The organism is Cyanobacteria bacterium GSL.Bin1 (assembly GCA_009909085.1).
In the GTDB taxonomy this organism is placed as follows: Bacteria; Cyanobacteriota; Cyanobacteriia; order Cyanobacteriales; family Rubidibacteraceae; genus Halothece.
In genome coordinates this window covers 1-22,960 of sequence record JAAANX010000067.1, presented here as the reverse complement: position 1 = coordinate 22,960, position 22,960 = coordinate 1, and the positions used below count along the sequence as shown (strand labels likewise).

The following is a 22,960-nucleotide window of genomic DNA, read 5'->3' as shown; positions in this document are numbered from 1 at the left end:
AATTAATTGTGAATGCGGTGACTTTCTGTGTCATTCATCGTAAAAACGCCACTAAGGCTTCTAGCTTCTCCCAAGCTGCACCACTGCTCAAAATTTCTTTTGATTTCTTAATTCCCGCTTCGTGGGCATAGAGGGGAACGACCCCTGCCACTTGTAAAGCGAGAGAGGCATTGAGGGCAACCACCTCTTGTTGGGCAATGCTCCCTTTTCCCTGTAACACCTGAGTAAGAATGTTCTTATTTTCAGCTAATTCTCCTCCTCTGAGGGTTTCTGTCGGTAAGGAGTGCAACCCGATGCTTTCTGGTTCAATACTGGTGACAACCACTTCTTTGTGGTCTAGGATCGCTAAGTCAGTGGGAGCCGCTAACCCGGCTTCATCCAGTTTTTCGCGTCCATGAAGGACGATCGCGCGCTCCATTCCGAGTAACTGAAAGGCTTGGGCAACAGTATCAATTAACTTGCTATCAAACACTCCCATCACTTGTGCCGTGGGACGTAACGGGTTCACTAAAGGTCCCAACAAGTTGAAAATGGTACGCACTTTCAGCGTTTTGCGTAAGGGAACCACACTTTTCATTGCCGGATGCCAACCGGGGGCAAATAAAAACGTAATGCCTACTGCTTCGAGGGCACTTTGCGTGCGTTCAATGGACGTATTGAGATTAATCCCGAGGGCTTCTAAAACATCGGCAGAACCCACTTTACTCGATGCCGAACGGTTGCCATGCTTTGCCACTTTCACCCCGGCTGCTGCCACCACAAAGGCAACAGCAGTGGAAATATTGAAGGTGGAGGCGCCATCTCCTCCCGTACCGCAGGTATCAATAACGGCTTCTGAATAACTGAGAGGATTTTTTTGCAGCGATTGTTCTTGCAACACCCGTGCCATTCCTGCCAGTTCCGTTGGTGAAACCCCCTTTGCTTGAATAGCGGCTAAAATAGCGCCTGAGAGAACCGGGGGAATGTCTTCATTGAGCCACCCTGCCATTAGAGTGGCGGACTGTTCTTGGGATAGGGACTGTTGATCCAGGAGTTGTTGCAATAAAGTTGACCAGTCAGTGGGAGAAGTCATGTTGGGTTCTCGTTAAGGATGGATTGTTGTTTGCCAACTCAGTTGTTTGTGGCGCATCGAGCCTAACCGACAAACTGATCATAAATTGTCAATTTTTCGGGGTTGATTGTCAATTATTCCCGGTTATGGTTTCCGAAAGCGTAAAGAAATATTAAGATAAACACTAAAGGAAGTATTCAATTTCAAATTAAAATGCGAACGATTTTAAAGTTTAGTTTAATTGTCAGCGCGATCGCGCTCTTTTTTGTGTCCTCACCGGTGTTAGCGGCAACTCCACGAGCAGTCCGTTCCTTTGATGAAGCCGTGCAAGCAGAAACTCAAGACTTTTCTGGCCAAACCCTAATTGAAGCAGAATTTTATGATGAAGATCTTGAAGGGGCTGATTTTCATGATGCTGACCTAGAAGGGGCTGTTTTTAATGGGGCAACCTTACACAATGCCAACTGGCGAGGGGTTAATTTTACCAATGGGATTGCTTACTTGACCGACTTTACCGGGATTGATTTGACCAATGCCGTTCTCACTGAGGCGATGATGTTACGGTCTAAATTTGATGGCGCGATCGTAGAAGGTGCTGATTTTACAAATGCTGTTGTGGATCGGCTACAAGTGAAAAAACTCTGTGAGCGGGCATCTGGCGTGAATCCCACCACAGGCATTTCCACTCGTGAGTCTCTCGGTTGTCGTTAGAAATTGTTACTTCGGAGAAAACCGAACACGATCATGTTTTCGCGGTTACTGCTACTAATCAAGAACACTGCTCCCCCAGATTACAACCCAATTGCGTTAGAGTAGAAGGTTAGTGGTTTGCATTGAGATCAAAACTAAGCAATAATCAATACCATTTAATATGACAGTCACCGCAGATACTCCTCCGATTTCCCAAAAAACGCGGCGTCGCGTTGTGTTTCCCTTTACCGCTATTATCGGTCAAGACGATATGAAGTTGGCGTTATTGCTCAATGTCATTGACCCCAAAATTGGCGGGGTCATGATTATGGGCGATCGCGGAACCGGTAAATCCACCACAATCCGGGCTTTAGCTGATTTACTCCCTGAAATTGATATTGTCGCCGGCGATCCGTTTAACAGCCATCCCGATGACCCTGATTTAATGAGTGAGGAAGTGCGTACTAAGTGGGAACAGGAAGAACCACTGACTACTGTTAAACATCAAGTTCCCATGATTGACCTGCCTCTGGGGGCAACAGAAGACCGGGTTTGCGGAACCATTGACATTGAAAAAGCCCTTTCGGAAGGGGTAAAAGCCTTTGAACCAGGGTTGCTGGCGAAAGCCAACCGAGGCTTATTATATGTCGATGAGGTGAACCTCTTAGATGATCACTTGGTTGATGTGTTATTAGACTCAGCAGCCAGTGGCTGGAATACGGTGGAACGGGAAGGCATTTCTATTCGTCATCCAGCGCGGTTTGTGTTAGTCGGTTCGGGGAACCCGGAAGAAGGAGAATTGCGTCCCCAACTTTTAGACCGGTTTGGCATGAATGTGGAAGTACGGACCGTTAGAGATCCTGAATTGCGGGTCAAAATTGTTGAGCAGCGATCTGATTTTGATCAAAATCCCCAAGAATTTACTCAGCATTACCAAGACCAACAAACTGAGTTACAAGAAAAAATTGTCCAAGCGCAAGCCTTACTTCCCGAAGTACAAATGGAATATGATTTGCGGGTGAAAGTATCGCAAGTTTGTGGTGAGTTAGACGTGGATGGCTTGCGGGGTGATATTGTCACCAATCGGGCGGCGAAAGCACTAGCTGCCTTGGAAGGACGCACGGAAGTTACTGTCGATGATATCCGTCGTGTGATGCCTTTTTGTCTTCGTCATCGTCTCCGCAAAGATCCCTTAGAGTCGATTGATTCTGGCTATAAAGTAGAAAAAGCGATCGCGCAAGTCTTTGGTTTGGAATTAGAAGAAGACGAAGAAAGTTAGTTCTCTATCTTGAATTCTCCCCCTTTCTAGGGGGATTGAATCAAGGCGAGAAATTAATTGACCTTGCAAGTTTCTCATTTTGATTAACGACTCGGTTTTGTTAATAAACCCCAAATAAAAATAATCGCGATCGCGCCAAGAACAGCAGTAATAATCCCCGATAAGCTAAAACTTCCGACTGCTGGACTCGGAATGTCTAAAAACTCTTGCAGTTGTTCGCCAATCCAACCACCGACGAGAGAACCCAGAATCCCTAATGCCATGGTTCCCGCAAGCCCTGTATTTTGTTCGCCCGGATAAATCGCTTTCGCGATCGCGCCAGCGATCAGTCCTAAAATTGCCCAAGTGATAATGCCCATAATTTGTCCTTAAGTCCTTGGTTTCAATGTCTAATGACGAATAACGAATGACGAATGACCACTATGCTGATCCGACTAAGCCAGTGGTAGGAGAACTGGCGCTGGCATATTGTTTAATGGGAATGCGTCCGGAGAGGTAGGCGAGTCTTCCGGCTTCCGTTGCCATCCCCATGGCGCGACCCATGGCAACGGGATTTTTTGCCAGCGCGATCGCGCTATTAATTAATAAGGCATCTGCCCCTAATTCCATGGCATAAGCGGCTTCACTGGGCGTCCCAATCCCGGCATCGACCACAACCGGAACGTTCGCTTCCTCGATGATAATTTGCAGGTTGGCTTCGGTTTTAATTCCTTGTCCTGAACCAATGGGCGATCCGAGGGGCATCACCGTGGAACAACCCACCTCTTCTAAACGTTTGGCAAGCACCGGATCAGCGTTGATATAGGGTAAAACCGCAAAGCCTTCTTTAATTAATTTTTCTGCTGCTTCTAAGGTGCCAATCGGATCAGGGAGGAGGTGTTTCGGTTCGGGAATGACTTCTAATTTCACAAAGTTATTATCTTCTTGTCCCAATAACTTCGCCATTTCTCGTCCTAGTTTTGCCACCCGGATTGCATCTTCTGCGGTTTTACAGCCGGCGGTATTCGGTAACATCCAGAGTTGATTCCAGTCTAGGGCTTCTCCTAATCCTTCATGTCCAGGAACTTTATTTTGAACCCGGCGCACTGCTACGGTGACAATCTGGCTACCACTTGCTGCCAAACTTTGACGCATAATTTCAGGATTGGGAAATTTTCCAGTCCCGGTTAGTAAGCGGGATTGAAATCGACGCCCTGCGATCACTAAGGGCTGATCCTCACTTTGGGCTGCTGTGGGTTGACTGGCGATAGAGAGATGACTAATTTGAGAGTGTCCGTTTTGACCGTTCATTGTTGTTAAAGAAGATAACTGTTGATTGTTCGTAAACCACTGACGCGTATTTTTGCTGTGGAAGCGTTGGGGACGAAAATGATCCAGAAGCGGATCGGCTTTGCTATGAGTAATTAATTCCGCAATGATTTCAGCGGTGATGGGGGCAAGTAAAATGCCATGACGATGGTGTCCGGTGGCGAGGAATAAGTTCTCGTAGTCTGACTGTCCCAGAATCGGTAATTCATCCGGTGTTGTGGGACGGAAGCCCCACCAAGTCCGTTCCATTGTCCAATCTTGTAAGTCTGGATAGAGACGCATTGCGCGATCGCTGAGAGTTTTAATTCCACCTGGTGTATTATTGGCAGTCCAACCCACCTCTTCTACCGTTGCCCCCACAATTAACCTGCCATCTTGGCGGGGAACTAGATAAGTTCCTGGACCAAATAGCACTCGTTGTAGGGGATAGGGTTCCCTTGGCATCTGTAGCGACATCATTTGTCCTTTTACGGGACGTACCGGAAGCGGTAACAATTCTTTCACCCAAGATCCCGTGGCAAGAACGTAGTGATCTGCCTGCAGTTCTCCTTCACTGGTTCTAATTTTCGTAACGCGACCCTTTTGCTTTTGAATACTTTTAACCGTGACTCCTTCTCTAAAGTCAACGCCGCTTGCTTTTGCGGCTTGCAAGAGGGTTTTCATCAAGGCAATGTTATCCACTTGCGCATCCTCGGGATACCACCAAGCCCCAATCACCTCTTGTCCTAAACCGGGTTGATAGAGTTCGAGATCACTCTGATCGACCCAAGTCGCCGATTGAACCGCAGGGCAACTTGGTGCCTGACTTTTCTCATAAACTGGGGCAAGAATCCCAGAAGGAACATAGCCTGTATCCTCTCCGGTCTGATCTTCGAGTTCGCTAATCCAATCCGGGTAAAGTTCGCGCGATCGCAGCGCTAAATCGAGTAACGGACTGGGGGGAATCACTTCTGCTTGCGGGGCAATCATTCCACCCGCGGCAAACCCCGCAGCTTCGGCTTGTTTGCGACTAACGACGGTGACGGGTTCCCCTCTTTTGTGCAGTGAAAGCGCGATCGCGCTACCAATCATGCCACCACCAATAATTACTGTACTCATCGTTGCTATTCCAATCCTTGCCTATTTCTCAATTTAAATATTTCTGGACAACACTCCATCCCGTCCAAGACACATAAGCCAGCGCAAAAAATAAGACGGCATTGGTTGTAACGTGAAGCGGCCTTGCCCACGGGCGTTTTGGGCTAATTTGAGTCGCACTAACTGCTGATAATAGCACCAAGCCCACCACTGTAATTCCGGCAATTAAATGGGGAGAATGCCCCAGGTTTCCGAAATGTCCTAAAGTGCCCACGATACCAATGGTGAGTAGCAGCAGAACTAAGCTGACTAAAATGATGCCAATCGTGTAGTGTAATGGACGCAACCATTTAGGACGGGGTGATTTTTGAGCGCGGAAATAGGACATTCCGATGCCAGTCCCCGCTAAAATACCATAAGCCATTACAGCCAAGCCCATTGACCAAGCAGCGATCTTCCACAACCAGAGAAACGAGGGTAAATCCAAGATTCTTTCCTAATGGGTCTTCCTTTCCCATTATCTCTTAAACGGTTGGTCTTTCAACTTTTATTCCCGATAGAGGTTTGCCTTGGCTTTTTGAAATAACCACAAAGACACAAAGAGCACGAAGGGATTTTAAATGAGGAAGCTACGAGGTGGTATAAGTGTTAAATTGAGTATTTGTTGCTTTTGCTTGCTGATTCGGCGTAGTTGAAAATAAAATGCAACTTAATGTAATTTTTATGTTTGTATCAATTCGGAAAAATTATGCTTAAAAATGATGAATGGATTAAAGAAAAGGCAAGTCAAGGCATGATTTCGCCTTTTGAACCGCAGCAAGTGCGCAAAATTGATGATAATATTCCGGTTATTTCTTATGGGTTGAGTAGCTTCGGCTATGATATTCGTTTATCCCCGAATGAGTTTCGGATTTTTCGTCATATTCCCGGAACCATTGTTGACCCAAAAAATTTTAATCCTGATAATTTAGAACCCACTCAACTTTGCAGCGATGAAACAGGGAGTTATTTCATTCTTCCCGCCCATTCTTATGGGTTAGGAGTGGCGTTAGAACGATTAGAAATCCCCGACAATGTGACGGTTATTTGTATTGGCAAATCGACTTATGCAAGATGTGGATTAATTGCAAATATAACCCCTGCAGAAGCAGGTTGGCGTGGCTTTTTAACTTTAGAATTATCCAATTCTTCGAGTGCAGACTGCAAAATTTATGCCAATGAAGGAATTGTCCAATTAGTCTTTTTAGAAGGCGATCCCTGTTCAATTAGTTATGAACAACGAAAAGGTAAGTATCAAGAGCAACCTGATCGCGTAACCCTAGCACGGATTTAATTTAAAAGGAATAAAATAATGGATAAATTTAGAATTGAAGTGATTAAAGCAACACCAAACCCACAACAGGTGATGTGGTTAGCGATGCACCAAGATTATTCAGAAGAGTTTGTTTGGGATAAGCGCGATCGCGCACCGGATGAAACAAAAGCGGGAGAGAATGTCATCAAGTTTTTATTAGCAGGAGAAAGAGGACATTATGGTCCGTTAGAGCATCCGCAAATTACATTTAATGTGGGCTTTTTTCCTCACTCCATGATGCAACAAATTCGCACTCATAGAGTTGGAATTTCATTTGATGTGCAGTGTCTTGCTGGGGATACTGAAGTTACCTTTGTTAAGGCTTCTGGTAATCTCAGAAAAATTAAAATTTCTGAACTATATGATTTGTGGACCAATGGTGAAAAAGCGGTTCGAGAAAGAAAAATTTTAGGTCGTAATGGAGAACCTCCTGGAGAATATCGTCGAAATTGCCAATCTCGACTCAAGAAAATGAAGTTGCGTGTCTTAAATGAAGAAACTGGCATTTTTGAAATAGGTCATATTCAGAATATCTTTGATCAGGGAGTTCAACCTGTTTATCGCTTAACTCTTGAAGATGGTCGCACCTTAGATTGTACGGAAAATCATCGTCTATTTACTTCTCAAGGGTGGCAAACTATGAAAGAAGCAATTGGTTTAGTAACTAATACTAACCGAGAAGTAGTTTCTCATGACGAGAATTCCTATTTAATGACAAATGGTGTTGTTGTTGGTGATGGACGATACCAAAAAAAAGAGTGGCTAGAAGCTCAATTAAAAGCAGGGCTGACCGCTAGACAAATGGCAGAGGAAGCAGGCTGTTCAATTGAAGCGATTAAAAAGTGGGTTTATTTTCATGGTTTACAATTAAATAAGTGCAAACCTGGAACCAAGAATCCTTGGAACAAAGGACTAAAAGGTGCTTACCAGTTAAATCTAACACCTGAGCAAAGACAGCAAAGGCGGGAAAGATCTAAACAATTCACACGCCGAGGGAAAGAAAGTCATTTTTGGAAAGGTGGTATTACTGACGAACGGATGGCAGTTGGTGCATGGACTCGAAATATTGCGCCTCAAGTTCATGAAAAGTTTGATTTTACTTGTCAAAAATGTGCTGTAAGAGGGGGTAAACTTCATGCTCATCACTTATTGCCAGTTTACTCTCATCCTGAAAAAGCTTATGAGTTTGATAATCTAGTGACTGTTTGTGAAAGTTGTCATCAAGAAATACATAGTCAATCACTAGAATTAGAATTTGCTCAGAATTTTGTGCCGATTCAAGCATTACCTGAAAAACCAAAACCCAAAGGTCGTAAACTGAAAGCTCATCCCATTAAAGTAGTGCAAGTCAAATATTTGGGGTTTCAGAGAACTTATGACTTAGAAGTGACAGGAAAATGGCATAACTTTGTCGCGAATGGCGTTGTAGTTCACAATTCTTTCCGTTATACCGGAAAGCGTATTTTAGAGGTTGCGGAAGGGAAAAGAGATGCCGAAGATGTGTTTTATTTACGCCCAGTGGGTGAATATACAAACCGTCAAGGAAAACGCTATTTTTATACAGAAGAACAACGTCAAGCAGATTTAGAGTGGTGCATTGAAGCAACTAAACGCTATCAACAAAGAATTGGAGAGGGCTTAGCCGAAGAACACGCCAGAGGAATTATTCCCTTTGATACCCGACAGCATTTTGTGATGAGTTGTAATGCGCGATCGCTGATGCACCTCCTTGATTTACGCTGGAAAAAAGATGCCCAATTAGAAGCGCAAAAATTTAGTGAACTTCTCTTTGGTCATTTTCAAGAGTGGACACCTCAACTGGCGCAATGGTATCTGGAAACTCGCGCGAAGAAAGCAAGATTATCACCTTAAGATATTTGATTTAAAGTTAGAAAGAGAGGTAAGGAAAAAAACAAGCACTTTTCCTCCTTCTCTTAATTGAATTAATTAGAATAATCTGCTGAATGCAATCCTAATTTTCTCTAGGAATAAAATTAACAAACCAGACTAGCCAAACCAGCCACACTAAATATAATAACTCTCCAGTTTGAAAGTATCTTAAACTGAGTAAACTAAGAAAACCTAAAAATCCTAAAAGCCAAGTCTTCGGTAACTTTTTCATGATTATTTCCTGTTAAACATCAAGGATTACAAGCATGGGGATGAATCTTTTTACAGGCGAAGGTCAAAGCAAACGATGTCTGCTGCAAGAAGCACAACGCCATGATTTCGAGATGATTTCTTCTATTTTGAAAGATAATATTGATGCAATCCAATTGCAAGGACAGGATGAGCAACCGATAACACTTGCTCAGTCTTTAATCGATCATAGCGATCTTCCCCCGCAGGGTCAGCCTTGCCAAGAAAAAACGTTATTAATCCTAACTCAAGCAACCAAAACTGTTATCGGAATGGTAAGTTTTTACCAAGGTTACCCCACAGAAAAAACCTTATACATTGGCAGTTTATTCTTTTTGAAAGATTTTCAACGACAAGGCTTTGGCAAAGAAGTGATGCAGTATTTGGAACAAGAAGCAGTGACCGCCGGTTATCGAGAAAGTCGGGTCGTTGTCAGCTTAAAAAACTGGCAAGCCTTACGGTTTTGGTTGAATCTTGGCTTTAATCAGATGACCCAAATTGTCGGAAATGACCATTACTCTGAAACCACGTATGCTGATGTGGAATTAGTAAAAACAAAACTCATTGCAAAATGACCAGAGATCATTAACTGCTATGTCAACATCAATTACGGTTACGGTTAAACTCTTCGCTGCTTATCAAGAAGCATATGGTGTCGAAGAAATTCAGCAGGAGTTTCCGCCAGCAACGCCAGTTCATGCTGTGTTAGATCGAATTTTAGAAGAACATCCGCAACTAGAACAGTGGCGAGAGGTGACTCATTTTGGGGTGAATCTTGATTTTGTTCCGCCAGAAACCCCTTTAAACGATGGGGATGAAGTGGTTTTAATTCCACCGGTCAGTGGGGGGTAAATGCTAACCTGAATAGCAAATTATCCTATCAGGAGGCATTCCGTTCCCTATGACATCTGAATCATCCAAAACCTCTATTTATGCTGCCATGGCAGCTAACATCGCGATCGGAATTGCTAAATTTGTCGGTGCTGCTATCACTGGCAGTTCAGCAATGCTGTCGGAAGGGATTCACTCAGTGGTTGATTCCACTAACGAAATTTTACTTCTGTATGGTCTCAAACAAAGTGAAAGAGTTGCTGATGAAGAACATCCCCTTGGTCATGGTCAAGAAATTTATTTTTGGTCGCTAGTCGTTGCTGTCTTAATCTTTGCCTTAGGCGGTGGCGTTTCAGTATATGAAGGGTTGAATAGCTTCCAACATTCGGAGTCTTCTAGTTCTCCGGTTGTCAGTTATATTGTCCTGGGAGTTGCAGCAATTTTTGAAGGAACGGCGTTATTCATTTCCATTAAAGAATTTAATCAGAATTATCCCAGGAATGAGGATGTTGGACTGTGGAAAGCGATTCGTGACAGTAAAGATCCCAGTGCGTTTATCGTGATTGTGGAAGACTTTGCAGCCCTGGTTGGACTGATTTTAGCGTTCTTGGGTGTTTTTCTGAGTGAAGTGACCCATAACCCAATTTATGACGGCATTGCTTCGATTATTATTGGTATTTTGTTGACAGTGGTTGCGATCATTTTGGTTGCGGAAACGAAAGGTCTTTTAGTGGGAGAAAGTGCGTCTCCAGAAGTGAGAAATGGCATTAAACAAATTGTGCAATCCGATGAAGCCGTCTCTGCTGCTGAATCGCCGATTACGTTTCATTTAGGACCTCGGGATATTATGTTGGCACTTAATATTGAGTTTAAAGATGAACTCTCTGCCGATGAAATTGAAACGGCAACGCGACGAATTGAGACAAAAATTAGAGACTCTCATCCTGATATCAAACGAATTTTTATTGAAGCCGCCTCCGTCAATAGAGTTGTTATGGAGAGTCAATCAAAGTGATTACTCAAATCCAATTAAAAAATTTCAAAAGTTATCGATTTGGGACTTTATATATTGCTAGGCTAACAGTTCTAATCGGTGCTAATGCTTCTGGAAAAAGCAATGTAATCGAAGCTCTACGCATATTAGCCAGAATAGCTAAAGGCGAACGATTAGGCTTCATTAGTAGTCCTTACCAACAAGGAGAAAATATCTTTAGGGGTGAGGTAGATAATCTGGGCTATCGAGGTGCAAAGTCTTTTCAACTCTCTTGTATAACAACAGAGCCTGAATGGCAAAATTTTGAAATTGAACTCAGTATTAGTGATGATAGTAATCTTCATGTGACACAAGAAAGAATAACAAGTCCTAATTCAAAAGTTCCTTTGTACGAAATTACAAGCGAACCGCAAGGAGCCGGAAGTGATATTTTTGTGACCTATAATAATTTTGCTCGGGGCGGTAAAAAACCAAGTATTGTATGTAGTAGCCATATGGCAATATTTACACAACTTTTGAGTGATATTCGTTTCCGTCCGGAAAATACAAAAAGCCGGGAAATCATTCCTGAAGTGACTAAAAAATACGTTGACTGGTTAAGTCAAATTGTTTTTCTGGAGCCTGAGCCGAGCGCAATGCGCTCCTATGGTCATAAAACAGATAAGGTACTACAAGAACATGGTCAGAATCTTTCTGGTGTTATTTATAATCTATGCCAGAAACCGGACTTGAAAACTGCTGTATTGGACTTTATCCGGAGCCTCCCAGAACAAGACATTCAAGATATTAGCTTTATTGAAACTCCTCGTGATGAGGTAATTTTACAATTAACTGAAACTTTTGGCGGAATTTCTACTCCCTATGATGCTGCGAGATTATCTGACGGAACATTGAGAGTTTTATCAATTGCAGCAGCAATGCTATCTGCTCCAGAACAAAGTCTAGTTGTGATCGAAGAAATTGATAATGGTGTCCATCCCAGTCGAGCAGCCGATTTACTCAATCGCATTTCTAATATTGCTAAGGAACGAAACTTGCGAGTTTTGATTAGTAGCCATAATCCTGCACTGTTAGATGCTTTACCTGACGATGCAATTCCTGAAACTGAGTTTTGTTATCGTAATCCCAAAGATGGATCAAGCCAACTCATTCGATTACAAGATATTCCTGATTATCCGGAACTCATTGCTCAAGGTTCTGTCGGTCATTTAATGACTCGTGGGCTTTTAGAACGATTTGTTAAGCAACATCCAGGAGAACAAAGAAAGAAAGAAAAGGCAATGGAGTGGTTTGCTTCTCTCAGTGCTGGAGGAAAAAATTGAGTAATGGGGGAAGTAGCCATTGTTGATACTTCCATCTTATGCAATATACTTGATATTCCTAAAAAAAATCAGGATAGACAAGAAGTGATGGAAGAGTTAGGGAAATTATTAGAGAATGGTACAAATTTGTTGTTACCGATGGCAACAGTTTATGAAACGGGGAATCATATTGCACAAATCGGTAACGGGAATCAGCAACGTCAGTTTGCTGAAATATTTGTTGATGTAGTGAAGAAAGCGATTTCAGGCGACGCACCTTGGACAGTGATGCAAGTTCCAACTTTAGAGGAAGTAAGTGAGTGGTTGAATGAATTCCCTGATTCTGCAATGCGAGGTGCAGGAATCGCTGCTCTCTCTATGATTAAAGAGTGGGAAAAAATGAAGAGACAAATACCGAATCGGCGTGTCTTTATCTGGTCTTTGGATGATCATCTTAATGGATATGATTATCATCCTTAAAATCTAGTTCCAAGTGCTAGCAAAAGTGCGAAGGCAATTAATAATATGCGCTATTTGAAAGTTTTACGTTTATTTTGGACCAGTGCGATTTCTGCAGAACTCGAATATCGACTGAACTTTCTCATTGCTGCGTTGAGTAGTTTAGTCAATCTGTCTGGGAGTTTATTTAGTTTATTTTTGTTCTATCGCACGGGTTATACGTTCCAAAACTGGAGTTGGGAAGAAGCCATGGTGGTATTGGGATTATTTACCCTGTTACAAGGCTTTGCTGCCACTTTTTTAATTCCAAACTTGAATCGGATTGTGGATCAAGTCCAGTATGGAACTCTCGACTACATTTTACTCAAACCCATTAGCAGTCAGTTTTGGCTGTCTGCACGCACAATTTCCCCCTGGGGAACTCCCGATTTAGTGTTCGCGATCGCGCTGATTGCTTATGCGGGAAATCGTCTTGATTTAAACCTTGCTAATTATTTCATCAGTATCATTCCCATTACCTTTGGTTTAATTAGCCTTTATAGTTTATGGTTTATGTTAGGCGCAACCAGTATTTGGTTTGTCAAAATTTATAATGTCACTGAAGTCTTGCGCGGACTACTCGATGCGGGACGATTTCCGATAGTTGCCTACCCGGCTGTGTATCGGTTTTTCTTTACCTTTATTATTCCCGTTGCTTTTCTAACAACAATTCCGGCGGAAACAATGTTAGGACGAAGCGAAGTGAGTTGGATTTTAGGAGCAGGATTTCTGGCTTGTTTTCTCCTCATTTTATCTGCTTTATTTTGGCAGTTCGCACTCCGCTTCTATACTAGTGCTTCGAGTTAGGAAAAATTATAAATAATTACTTGGCACTTCCCGGTTTGCAAACGTTATAATCCTGATGGGAAACAACTGCTTCTGGGATAACATAACTGCCCTGATCTCGACAAATTAAACGGTAATCTCGATTGACAGGGATGCTAATAATAAACCGATTATGACGCAAGCGCTTCCCTCTAAATCGCCGGTAATTACTATCTTGTCTGAGTTGAGAAATAATGCGTCGAGTTTTGAGAACAACATTTTTAGGGAGGGTCGTGAGATCGATGGGATCCTTACTAAAACTTTCTTCCCAAGCAAGGCGCTGGTTTTTTCGTCTCACGCGATCCGATTCTTTTTGCTCACATCTATGGCAAATTTGTCCATAGCCTTGATGTCCGCAGGAAAACTTTTTCTTTCTTCTTGCCATGGGTAGAATCTCCTATTCATTTTTACGACAAAAACTCGACCTCCTGATTTAAACACAGTCAAGAAGTGATTGAATCCAATTGAGTCTGTTTAAAATTGGGAAGGAAGAGTTAAGGTTATCTATTAATCGTAATCTTTAACCGGGCACAAAACTGTAAGATTTTACGTTTTTTGTCAGGAAGGGAAGGAAGAATCTATCTGTAATCTCCACAGCGAGGGATGTATAGAATTAAGAAAAAGTTAAGGCAGAATGTAACGAGCTGTTCGCTGGAGACGGTAAGCCGTTTGTTTATTGCCACGCTCTTTAAACAGTTGTGCCGCTTTTTCCAAGTCTTTGATCGCAGCCGTATAGTTTTCTAACTCGGCATAGGCAAAGCCTCGATTACCAATTGCGTGGGCATAATCAGGTTTATATTTAATGGCTTGCGTAAAGTCAGCAACTGCTTTTTCGTAGTTTTCTAAGTGAGTTTGCAGCAACCCGCGATTGTAGTACACGCCATGGGCTTGATCATCAAGTGTCAACGCTTGATCATAGTCGGCAAGCGCCCCTTGATAGTCTTTCAGGCGCGATCGCGCCAAACCTCGATTACCTAAAGCTTCACTGTTGGTTTGATCGATGGCAAGGGCCTCATTATAGGTTGTAATTGCTGCTTCATACTTGCCATCAGCAATCTTTTGATTTCCTTGCGAGAGAAGGGTATCAACTTTTTGTTTTTCTTCTGGAGAAAGGGGTTCGGCTGTCGTTTGTGCTTGCGTCGGAGACGGAGAAGAAGACTCAACTTGTGAACGACTACAGCCCGCCACAGTAACTGAGACGAGACAAGCCAGCAGAAGGGAAACACGAAACATATTAGTTTAAGAAACGCACTACGCCTTTGAGCTTAGCAAAGTTAACTTCTGTCTTACGAGGGGAGACAAAGAGAAGTTTATCCTTCTAAGTTGTGATTGGTTACTATGAAAACATCAACAACCATTGAATTAAACTTATGGCACAACTGCTTAGCGATACCGAAATTAAGACCCAATTAAACGAACTATCTGATTGGACACAAGATGGCAAATTTATTAAATGTACCCGTAAGTTCAAAGGCTTTCCTGAAGCGGTGGAGTTCGTTAATAAGTTAGTCGAACCGGCAGAGTCGGCAGGACATCATCCTGATTTAGAAATTTCTTACAATACGGTGGTCATTAGAATGACCAGTCATGATGCGGGAGGATTAACCGAAAAAGATTTTAATCTGGCTCGCACCATTTCTTCAATGTAATTTCTGAAACCCATTTTTTTCAGATTCAGGGAACGCCAAGCGCGATCGCGGTTTTGAGCGATTGTGTTTGGCGTTAAGTATCATGAATGATCGAGCTTTATCCTGTAACTTGACTAATCACGACTTACTAGGAAAATTTTATTCTCTTAATTGAGACTGAATCATTCATTACCATAAAAGTGAAATGCGTTACCATCGTGTAATGTAGTCTAAAAAAGGTAGGTGATGATGGAGCCAAATTCCCTTCCCACTGAGATTATTTTGAGTCATCCTCGTCAGTCGTTGGGAAAAATTCAGCTTGATTCTAGACCGCAACCGGGACAACATGTTGAAATTAACGGCGAAACTTATCGGGTTTTAGAACGCCATCACCATTATCAATATAAAGTGGGGGGATATCGTTTGGATAAGATCTCCCTTTATGTCCAATCGGCGCAACGCCCGGAAGAAACCTCTTATTTAGAAGGCAAATGGGTCATTGGGGATATTACTTGCCAGTACAACGCCCGTTCCGAACTGTTACGCTGTGCCGTGAACCCGGAAGGTCCCTGTGAAGGTTGTCCCTCTTATCAACCCGTTGACACCTAACTTAACTGAATTTCTCTCCTTCTGCTAAGCGCATCCCATTCACAAAATCCCAACCGAACTGAGGGCGTTTTCCAGAACGTTGCACTTGAGACAGTAGCAATAAGCCGCTACCAGTTTGTACAATCGCGCCAAATTTTTTCACAATCGCCACAATTTCTCCTGCTTCTCCTGTTTTTTGCGCAAGGGTTTCCCATTGTTGACGCAGCGCTTGATAGGTCGCTGGCAGTTGCGACCAATACGCTTCTCCCAAGGGAACCGTTTCTAGAATTTTTAGGGGTTCTCCACGTAGGGTAGTCGTACAGTGAGGATAAAAGCCTCGGATTTGATTATGCAGCGCGATCGCGCTTTTTGACCAATTCAATTCATAATCACTTTTTTGAATTAGGGGAGCATAAGTGGCGGCACTTTCAGCTTGCGGGGTCGCTTCAATCTCCCCGTTTTCCCAACGTAACAGCGTCTCCACTAATAACTCGCCCCCAATCTTAGCTAATCGTTCCCCCACGGTTTCGGCATTATCTAGCAAAGCCACAGGGGTTGTTGCTGTTTCTAACATTGCCCCGGTATCCATGCCAGCGTCCATCAACATAGTGGTCACTCCCACTTCTGTTTCACCGTTACATAGACTCCATTGGATCGGGGCAGCACCGCGATATTGCGGTAAAATCGACCCATGAACATTAATGCAGCCCAAACTCGGCATTTCTAGAATTTCTGGCGATAGAATTTGCCCATAAGCAGCCACAATAAACGCATCGGCATTGAAGTCTCGTAACTGCTGTAAGGCAGTTTGGTCTTTTTTCACCCGCTTGGGCTGTAAAACAGGAAGGTTATTGACACTTGCCACTTCTTTCACCGGCGAAGGAATCAGTTTTTTCCCTCTTCCTTTTGGTTTATCCGGTTGTGTGACAACAGCAGCAACTTCTATGTCAGAATGCTGGAGTAACGCTTCTAAGCTGGGAACGGCAAAATGAGGCGTCCCAAAAAAGATAATTTTCATCAGTTTATTCGTTATTCGTCATTGGTCATTAGTTATCAAGACAAGCAAAGGACAAAGAACAAATGACCAACAACCATTTAGCTGCGATTTTGGGAAGAACCAATCAGCGGGCGTTCCGTTGTTTCCCGGAATCGTTCAACGTTCTCGTTATAGGCAATCGGTAAGACGCATTCCACATTTTCGTGAGGACGAGGAATAATTACCCAAGTTTCTAATGTTGCACCATAAGCTTTATCCACAGCATGAATTCCGGCATCCATTGCGGTTTTCACTTCCGAGACATCCCCGCGAATAATAACGGTAAATCGGGCACTCCCCGCCCGAATATAACCGACAAGGGTGACTCTTCCCGTTTTTACCATGGCATCGGCGGCGGCTAAAACTCCCGGAAACCCCTTTGTTTCAAGGCTACCTACTGCATCTAGAGACATTCACGTTTCTCCTTAATTTTTATAATTTGTTTTTTATACAATGCCACGATAATTCTACACTCGAAACGGTTCAACTTCGTCACTATACGCAATTGGCATCACGGTTTCGACATTATCCGGCGGATTCGGAATCATATAATGGGTGATTACAGTTCCGTTATAGCTATCTTCTGCTGCAGCAATGCCCGCTTCCATAGAACGTTCTACTTCTGAAACCGGGCCTCGTACCGCCACAAAAAACTGAGCCCGTTCCGCTTTATCAAAAGACACTAGGGTCACTGATGCTGCTTTTACCATGGCATCGGCAGCAGCTAATACGGCTGGAAACCCATCCGTTTGAATAACGCCCACAGCAACTGGCATTTAATTTTCTCCTCTCGATTGTGCCCAAAACTTATGCTTTCTATTGTAACTAATCTATGGGTTCGACTTTGGCGCGATACAGAAGTTTGTCGCCATGTCGGTAGCCAACGTAGCGCACCCGCACTGTTGTTTCCGGTGGGACATTTCCGGACAATAGTTGGTGCTGTTGAGGATTATAAGAGACTTCCTCCCCTACTTGTCCAATTCTTTCCACGCCCCACGATTGAAGTAACTTTTCTAAGGGATTAAGTAATTTAATAATGCGTTGCGCGGGTAAATCAGGATTTTGCGCGATCGCGCTAACGGCTGTTGGCCACTGCAACAGCCAAGACTCAATCGTCTGTAAACTTTCCCGTTGAAACTGTTCTCGCGAAGAAGGTTCTGGGGACACCGCTTCCCCGGAAAATAAACTAATCAACTCATCTATATTCACCCCCAAAACGGACCCCAGTGCTAGCAATACTCCCACCCGCATTGACTTCACCCTTCCCCGACGTAAATTGAGAATTTGTTTTTGCGAAACCCCTGCTTGTTGACTCAACTGTTTAAAATTAGTAATTCTAACTTTTTCCATTAAATTTTTTAATATAAGAGTATAGTCATTCTTCACCTCAGCATTCTGTTCTGAAATGGGTTGTGATTGCTGATTAAAGGTCATTAATTTTCTCACACAAAGATATGAATTCAGTTTTGATTTTACTGGTTATCACCTACGGATTAAGCTTGATTGGCTCGTTTCTTGCGATTACCTTAGCCCTTCCTCTCGAACAACGCCAAGAAGAGTTAACCCTTTTAATCGCAATACAAGGGATTTTAATTGCTGCTGCTTTGGGATTTTATTTCGGAAAAAAAAGTTAAGTTCTTTACTTGGTTCACTCTGAACAATTTTTACCGAGTGTCATTCGCTATATTAGCCAGAACCGAATCTTTCTCTCAAAAACTCTTTCTTGGGAAAGATGGTAAAAAATGTCAAGTATTTTTTATAATTGTTAACAAAGTAATTGACTTACCTGTTCAACTTATATAGTGAGGTCAACCATGGAACTATCCTTAGAGCAAGAATTCAATGTTCGTTCCTTTGAAACGCAAGTCCAGCAAATGAGCCGAGAGCAAGCCCAAGAGTTTTTAGTGAAGCTCTATGAGCAAATGCTAGCGCGAGAGAATATGTATAAAGAATTCCTCAAACATGAATGGGGAATTGACCAAGGCTACTCAGCATAACCTGGGCAAAAGGCTCATCTAAGCTGAGCGACCTCTCTCTCTTGCTTCGTTCATCCGCTTTGAGCAAGCTGGGGAATATGGGGCGTTTCAGTTCCTGACTCGAGTAAATCGAGGTAAAATTTATTAAGAGATTGAAGATCACTGAGGACAACTGGGTCTATGGTAGAGTTAGGATAATTTTCCAGCATCTTGTCTAGAATTTAGTCAAAACCTTCTCTAACTCATGTTTAAGCGTTGTCTCATTTGCACAGATTTTACTGACGGCTTAGATCGGTTTGCTTCGTTTGTGCCGAGCCTCAGTGCTTCAGGCTTGAATCATATTGTTTTTCTCCACAGTGTTCCTTATTGGGAAGAAGGAGAGATTCCCCACGTTGACGAAGAAAAAGTAGCAGCAGCGAAGAAGCGACTTGAAATTGCGCTAGAAAACGTTCCAGAAGGCGTAGAAGTTAAAGTGGAAGTTCCCAACGGAAAGCCAAGCGATACAATTCCCCGGATTGTTGAGCAAGAAGCAATTGAAGTGGTGTTAGCCGGAACTCCAATTCGGAGCTTTTTACAAGAGAAAGTTTTTGGTAGTACTAGTCTGAGCTTAGCACGAGCGACTTCAGCACCGCTAATGATTTTCCGCCCCAATCACATTTCAGTTTATACCAAAGAAGAATTAGATTTGCGCTGTCAACATTTGTGGCGATCGCTGCTGATTCCCTACAACGATAGCGAAGCCGCTCAATACTTAGTGCAACAGATTAAAAAATACGTTCAAGATGATGGCACTTCCACCTTAGAAGAATGTATCCTCTTGTGGGTGATTAGTGAAGCGGGACGCTTACCGAAAGAAACAATTGAAAATAAACAGCGCGAAGCAGAAAAGCGAATTGCCGAAGTAAAAGAAGATTTAGAAAGTATTGGTGTCAAAGTCAGTACGCAGGTGCGAATTGGCAATCCCACCTTAGAAATTCTCAACGGGGTATTAACTAAGGATGTCAGCGCGATCGCGGTGGGGTCTGATGATCGGGGAGGACTCTTAGAGTGGACGGTACAAAGTTTAGCCAATGAAATCCTCCGTAGCAGTTGGTATCCGGTTCTCTTTTTCTCCCAAGCGCGATCATAAATGTTGAATCTTTTCTAAAGCCCGGAAACATTGCTCGGTGCATCGGTTCCCATAGACTCTAACTTAAACTGAATCTTGGGCTTGATATTTTCAAATTCTCGTCGGAGGAGTTGCTTACTCATTTGAGGGCTCGCGTGAGATTCCCAAGCTTGACTCGATTGTGCCCAATCCTGGAGTTTTTGACGTTGTGCTCCCGCAATCGTGGCAGTCAGGACATGTTGACAGGTACCGGGAGATTCGAGGGCAAAAAATAAAATGCGATAATAACCTAACTCCCCTAAAGCGCGAGCCGTGCGTTGTCCACTACTTGTTTTTAAATCCAAATAACAAGGTAACCAACGCGTTCCGTAGTCTGGATTGTATAACGCTGTAATCCAGAGCACCATGGGATGAGGAGACATAATAAATAAAAATTGATTATATCGCGTACTCAACAAGCGCTTTTCAATATCTTGTTTGTCTAACATGACCCATAAAGAGGGAAATACATTCTGGTCTGAATTAATTAAACGAGGAAATACAATCTTTTGGCGCGGTTTATCTGGTGGCCAAGAGGCATGCAAATAATAGTTTTCATCAGTTGCCGTCGTCGTTTGAGCGGGATGGGTCTTCGCATAATCGGGAGCGTTGGCGGTTGGACGATCAGAAAGAGATTTACTTTTTGCAATCTCTTCCTCAATTGACGTTAAGCTTTGCAAGACTTCATCCATGCCTTGCGGACGATTTTCTGGCTCTTTCGCTAAGCACCGATCAATAAAATTTTGTAGAGATTCGGGAAGGTTGAGATCATCCCGAAATGGTTCAGGTAGGAAGTAACGATGGGCTTGATACCAAGCCCCAAAGGAATTATTTTCGGGAAGAATGGGCATTTCCCCAGTAATCATTTCATACATCATTACTCCCAAGCTATAGATATCCGAGCGATGATCCAGCTCTTTTCCTTCCATTTGTTCTGGAGAACAATAAGCAAGGGTGCCTTGGAAGGAATGAGTTTGATCGCCGCCGGCTTGAATCAATTTTGCAATCCCAAAGTCGAGAATTTTCACCATCTCTCCCAGAGTGGGGTCTTGAATCACTAAAATATTGCTGGGCTTGATATCGCGGTGAATAATTGGACACAATTCTCCTTTGAAGAAAATGCCTTGGTGGGCGCACTGTAGTCCTAAACAAATTTGACGAGTTAAACGTAAGAAACGCTTTAGAGAAAGCGGACGATGTTTAATCAGTTCATTCAGTCCTTTTCCCTGTAAAAATTCCATCGCATAAAAGGGAACATCATATTCATCAACGCCATAGTCTCGAACTTGGACAATGTGAATACTTCTTTCTCCGAGTAAGGCGCAGACTTTTGCTTCCTGCTCAAAGCGAGTGCGTCGTTTTTCATTCAGGACGGCTTGAGAAACGAACTTGACAGCAACCGTCAAGCCTCCTAAAACAATATCTTCAGCACGATAAACTTGGCCCATCGCGCCTTTTCCAACCAATTCGATTATGCGATAACGGTTTGCGAGTAAACGACCCTCGTTACGGTCTTCAGTCATTTTTCAGAGATAACATGCATGTGAAGAACAAGAAAACTTGGAAGATGAAGACAATGATTCAAATGAAGAGAGTGAAATATCCTTCCTAATTTTTTATAGTTCACTCTTGCCTAATTTTAATTCCCTTTTTCGCTATCATGATCGGTTTTGGCTTACTAATTTGTTACCATTTGTCTTTTGATCTTGTCCAGTAATTATAATTGTCTTATATAGAAGAGCGAACTAGTGTTGCTTCAAGTGTAGTCATGATCTGGTGTCCATAAGTGAGACAACTACAAAGACGATAAGTCCCTGTACTTTCTTGATAGAGCGTTTCAAATCCTTGGCGACGCTTTCGGTCATTGAGCACCCAATAGCGTTGTATAATCCAACTGGAATTAATCCAGCCATTGCCTTCTAAGTTGCCCAAAATATTATGCTTGAGGACAAACGTATATTGATTTTGTGGAAAAGAAAGGTATCCCTGATAAACAAAATTGATTTCAGAACAGTCAGAAAAGTGATCTTTATCAAGGTTTTGTTCCTTGCTAGGGAATTTTAGTTGTTGATGCCAACAAAACCAGTTGGGTTGATTCCAAGAGAGAGTCACTGTTCCCTCAACTGAAAGGGTTGTGGTGCGATTCGTCTCGCACCACAACCCTTTCAATCTCCATTGTCCGGGTTCGAGCAAAAAACTATGTTTCACATTCACAAATAATTAGTGCTTGTATCATTTTTTATTGTTACAAAAAATGAGTGAGATCAAAATCGGGTGGTGGTTGGGCAATCGGAAAACGTTCTTGATTTAAGATTAACAATAACCGATCACTGTAATCTACTGCACCACGTAATTCATCTTCTAACAACTCCAAGCCGCCATTGGCTAACCCCTCAATTAACCTGATTCGTTGCGCTTGTGCTTGAACATCGTAAGGGGAAAGCAGTGCTGGATCTTGACTGTACGTGATTGTGATCAATTTCAGTGACCATTCATATCCCCGGGAAAGAAAGATTTCTAAACTAATGGGTGCTGGATCTTGACTGATGCCAGTTGTAATGGGAATATAGCGCTGATGTTTTCCACCATAAGCAGCAGCAAATATAATGACATCAGCATAGGTTTCAAAGGTTCCTTTTGTTTCTTCCCCCATCGTTAGGGCTTTGACGAGATTTGCTTGCTTCTTGGCAACGCGAATGCGATGAACTGCCATCAGTGAAATACTCTGCCATGACGCTCGGTTTTCCTGATTTTAGCTTTTGCTCTCAGTTTTTTCAGAAAAAAATCTGAATCCTTAGTTTTTCCACACTGTCGCTTCCGAGTCGTCGAAACTTTCAGCAATTTCTTGTTTTTTTAGTGTTGTCTTAGAGAGACAAGGGCGACTCGACTCATAGATCGATGATAGAGCACTTCGCTATCTTTCTTGGTAACAGATTCAATTAGAGCGCGATGGCTTCGCCGGTTCCTGAAGAGAACATCGCACTTGAAGACGAGAGGTGTGAAAATGTATTGTAATCTATCGATCACTTAACAAAACTTGACAATTGCTCAATAAAGAGAGTAAGCTAATCTATAGGTTTTTATCAAACCTTGTAATTTTATATTTACATTACTCAAAGCAAACGGAATCATACCTACAATGACAACCACCTTACAGCAACAACAAAGCCAGAATCTCTGGGAACGGTTTTGCCAGTGGGTCACCAGCACCGAAAACCGCCTCTACGTCGGTTGGTTT

29 protein-coding genes are annotated in these 22,960 nt (G+C 42.9%); 15 read left to right on the top strand and 14 right to left on the bottom strand.

The annotated features are described in order from the left end of the window. Positions 1–34: 34 nt before the first annotated feature. The gene (gene trpD, locus GVY04_08705) at positions 35–1,072 is read right to left on the bottom strand and encodes an anthranilate phosphoribosyltransferase (GenBank protein ID NBD16214.1); all 1,038 of its coding nucleotides are present in this window, start codon (positions 1,070–1,072) and stop codon (positions 35–37) included. Between the two features lie 192 nt (positions 1,073–1,264). On the opposite strand from trpD, the gene GVY04_08700 reads away from it, so the two are divergent. Both GVY04_08700 and bchI read left to right on the top strand, forming a co-directional pair. Further along, on the top strand, positions 1,265–1,762 hold the full coding sequence (locus GVY04_08700) for a pentapeptide repeat-containing protein (GenBank protein ID NBD16213.1): 498 nt from the start codon (positions 1,265–1,267) through the stop codon (positions 1,760–1,762). 160 nt (positions 1,763–1,922) lie between these two features. Continuing rightward, positions 1,923–3,020, top strand: a complete 1,098-nt coding sequence (bchI, locus tag GVY04_08695; protein ID NBD16212.1) for a magnesium chelatase ATPase subunit I — start codon at positions 1,923–1,925, stop codon at positions 3,018–3,020. A gap of 83 nt (positions 3,021–3,103) precedes the next feature. Here the strand turns inward: bchI and GVY04_08690 are convergent, their stop codons facing one another. The 3 genes from GVY04_08690 to GVY04_08680 form a co-directional block, all read right to left on the bottom strand. After that, a complete protein-coding gene (locus GVY04_08690; protein ID NBD16211.1) occupies positions 3,104–3,379 on the bottom strand; it encodes a GlsB/YeaQ/YmgE family stress response membrane protein in 276 nt (91 codons plus the stop codon). A 61-nt stretch (positions 3,380–3,440) separates the two neighbouring features. Further along, positions 3,441–5,426 (bottom strand): glycine oxidase ThiO, encoded by a 1,986-nt coding sequence (gene thiO / locus GVY04_08685; protein ID NBD16210.1) that lies wholly within the window; start codon positions 5,424–5,426, stop codon positions 3,441–3,443. A gap of 28 nt (positions 5,427–5,454) precedes the next feature. Continuing rightward, positions 5,455–5,892, bottom strand: a complete 438-nt coding sequence (locus GVY04_08680; protein ID NBD16209.1) for a DUF4079 family protein — start codon at positions 5,890–5,892, stop codon at positions 5,455–5,457. Between the two features lie 261 nt (positions 5,893–6,153). Here GVY04_08680 and GVY04_08675 point away from each other — a divergent pair, with 261 nt between their 5' ends. Together GVY04_08675 and thyX are read left to right on the top strand one after the other, a co-directional pair. Beyond that, complete coding sequence (locus GVY04_08675) at positions 6,154–6,738, top strand: dCTP deaminase (protein NBD16208.1); 585 nt, start codon at positions 6,154–6,156, stop codon at positions 6,736–6,738. A gap of 18 nt (positions 6,739–6,756) precedes the next feature. Then, entirely contained in the window at positions 6,757–8,631 is a 1,875-nt protein-coding gene (gene thyX, locus GVY04_08670; protein ID NBD16207.1) for an FAD-dependent thymidylate synthase, read from the top strand. 100 nt (positions 8,632–8,731) lie between these two features. Here thyX and GVY04_08665 read toward each other — a convergent pair whose 3' ends face one another. Continuing rightward, the gene (locus GVY04_08665; GenBank protein NBD16206.1) at positions 8,732–8,881 is read right to left on the bottom strand and encodes a DUF3796 domain-containing protein; all 150 of its coding nucleotides are present in this window, start codon (positions 8,879–8,881) and stop codon (positions 8,732–8,734) included. A gap of 34 nt (positions 8,882–8,915) precedes the next feature. Here GVY04_08665 and GVY04_08660 point away from each other — a divergent pair, with 34 nt between their 5' ends. Genes GVY04_08660 through GVY04_08635 form a run of 6 tightly spaced genes read left to right on the top strand, consistent with a single transcriptional unit; the run spans position 8,916 to position 13,329 of the window. Then, positions 8,916–9,473: a GNAT family N-acetyltransferase gene (locus GVY04_08660; GenBank protein ID NBD16205.1), complete on the top strand. Its 558-nt coding sequence runs from the start codon at positions 8,916–8,918 to the stop codon at positions 9,471–9,473. 19 nt (positions 9,474–9,492) lie between these two features. Then, positions 9,493–9,750, top strand: coding sequence for a molybdopterin synthase sulfur carrier subunit (locus GVY04_08655; GenBank protein NBD16204.1), 258 nt, complete (start codon positions 9,493–9,495; stop codon positions 9,748–9,750). Between the two features lie 49 nt (positions 9,751–9,799). Further along, positions 9,800–10,744 (top strand): cation diffusion facilitator family transporter, encoded by a 945-nt coding sequence (locus GVY04_08650; protein ID NBD16203.1) that lies wholly within the window; start codon positions 9,800–9,802, stop codon positions 10,742–10,744. Beyond that, positions 10,741–12,045, top strand: coding sequence for an AAA family ATPase (locus tag GVY04_08645; GenBank protein NBD16202.1), 1,305 nt, complete (start codon positions 10,741–10,743; stop codon positions 12,043–12,045). The genes GVY04_08650 and GVY04_08645 overlap by 4 nt, the downstream gene beginning before the upstream one ends. A gap of 3 nt (positions 12,046–12,048) precedes the next feature. Continuing rightward, a complete protein-coding gene (locus tag GVY04_08640; GenBank protein ID NBD16201.1) occupies positions 12,049–12,504 on the top strand; it encodes a hypothetical protein in 456 nt (151 codons plus the stop codon). Between the two features lie 45 nt (positions 12,505–12,549). Next, positions 12,550–13,329, top strand: a complete 780-nt coding sequence (locus GVY04_08635) for an ABC transporter permease (protein NBD16200.1) — start codon at positions 12,550–12,552, stop codon at positions 13,327–13,329. 16 nt (positions 13,330–13,345) lie between these two features. On the opposite strand, the gene GVY04_08630 is transcribed toward GVY04_08635, so the two are convergent. Together GVY04_08630 and GVY04_08625 are read right to left on the bottom strand one after the other, a co-directional pair. Then, entirely contained in the window at positions 13,346–13,732 is a 387-nt protein-coding gene (locus GVY04_08630; protein NBD16199.1) for a hypothetical protein, read from the bottom strand. Positions 13,733–13,971: 239 nt separating this feature from the next. After that, positions 13,972–14,580 carry a tetratricopeptide repeat protein gene (locus GVY04_08625; protein NBD16198.1) on the bottom strand — a complete coding sequence of 203 codons (609 nt, stop codon included), beginning with the start codon at positions 14,578–14,580 and terminating at the stop codon, positions 13,972–13,974. A gap of 137 nt (positions 14,581–14,717) precedes the next feature. Between GVY04_08625 and GVY04_08620 the strand changes: the two genes are divergently transcribed. Together GVY04_08620 and GVY04_08615 are read left to right on the top strand one after the other, a co-directional pair. Then, positions 14,718–14,996, top strand: coding sequence for a 4a-hydroxytetrahydrobiopterin dehydratase (locus GVY04_08620; GenBank protein ID NBD16197.1), 279 nt, complete (start codon positions 14,718–14,720; stop codon positions 14,994–14,996). 228 nt (positions 14,997–15,224) lie between these two features. After that, positions 15,225–15,584, top strand: coding sequence for a hypothetical protein (locus GVY04_08615; protein ID NBD16196.1), 360 nt, complete (start codon positions 15,225–15,227; stop codon positions 15,582–15,584). Position 15,585: 1 nt separating this feature from the next. On the opposite strand, the gene GVY04_08610 is transcribed toward GVY04_08615, so the two are convergent. From GVY04_08610 to GVY04_08595, 4 genes are all read right to left on the bottom strand, one after another. Further along, on the bottom strand, positions 15,586–16,581 hold the full coding sequence (locus tag GVY04_08610; GenBank protein NBD16195.1) for a methionyl-tRNA formyltransferase: 996 nt from the start codon (positions 16,579–16,581) through the stop codon (positions 15,586–15,588). Between the two features lie 77 nt (positions 16,582–16,658). Continuing rightward, the gene (locus tag GVY04_08605; GenBank protein ID NBD16194.1) at positions 16,659–17,012 is read right to left on the bottom strand and encodes a BMC domain-containing protein; all 354 of its coding nucleotides are present in this window, start codon (positions 17,010–17,012) and stop codon (positions 16,659–16,661) included. Between the two features lie 54 nt (positions 17,013–17,066). Next, a complete protein-coding gene (locus GVY04_08600) occupies positions 17,067–17,375 on the bottom strand; it encodes a BMC domain-containing protein (GenBank protein NBD16193.1) in 309 nt (102 codons plus the stop codon). 49 nt (positions 17,376–17,424) lie between these two features. Next, positions 17,425–17,985, bottom strand: a complete 561-nt coding sequence (locus GVY04_08595) for a helix-turn-helix domain-containing protein (protein ID NBD16192.1) — start codon at positions 17,983–17,985, stop codon at positions 17,425–17,427. A gap of 68 nt (positions 17,986–18,053) precedes the next feature. On the opposite strand from GVY04_08595, the gene GVY04_08590 reads away from it, so the two are divergent. From GVY04_08590 to GVY04_08580, 3 genes are all read left to right on the top strand, one after another. Beyond that, entirely contained in the window at positions 18,054–18,233 is a 180-nt protein-coding gene (locus GVY04_08590) for a hypothetical protein (GenBank protein NBD16191.1), read from the top strand. Positions 18,234–18,413: 180 nt separating this feature from the next. After that, positions 18,414–18,596 (top strand): NblA-related protein, encoded by a 183-nt coding sequence (locus GVY04_08585; GenBank protein ID NBD16190.1) that lies wholly within the window; start codon positions 18,414–18,416, stop codon positions 18,594–18,596. 223 nt (positions 18,597–18,819) lie between these two features. Continuing rightward, positions 18,820–19,704 (top strand): universal stress protein, encoded by an 885-nt coding sequence (locus tag GVY04_08580; GenBank protein ID NBD16189.1) that lies wholly within the window; start codon positions 18,820–18,822, stop codon positions 19,702–19,704. A 14-nt stretch (positions 19,705–19,718) separates the two neighbouring features. Here GVY04_08580 and GVY04_08575 read toward each other — a convergent pair whose 3' ends face one another. The 3 genes from GVY04_08575 to GVY04_08565 all read right to left on the bottom strand — a co-directional run bounded on the left by GVY04_08575 (position 19,719) and on the right by GVY04_08565 (position 22,435). Continuing rightward, positions 19,719–21,245 (bottom strand): protein kinase, encoded by a 1,527-nt coding sequence (locus tag GVY04_08575; protein NBD16188.1) that lies wholly within the window; start codon positions 21,243–21,245, stop codon positions 19,719–19,721. Positions 21,246–21,450: 205 nt separating this feature from the next. Next, entirely contained in the window at positions 21,451–21,930 is a 480-nt protein-coding gene (locus tag GVY04_08570) for a hypothetical protein (GenBank protein NBD16187.1), read from the bottom strand. 37 nt (positions 21,931–21,967) lie between these two features. Continuing rightward, positions 21,968–22,435, bottom strand: a complete 468-nt coding sequence (locus GVY04_08565; GenBank protein NBD16186.1) for a DNA phosphorothioation-associated protein 4 — start codon at positions 22,433–22,435, stop codon at positions 21,968–21,970. Positions 22,436–22,960 lie beyond the last annotated feature (525 nt).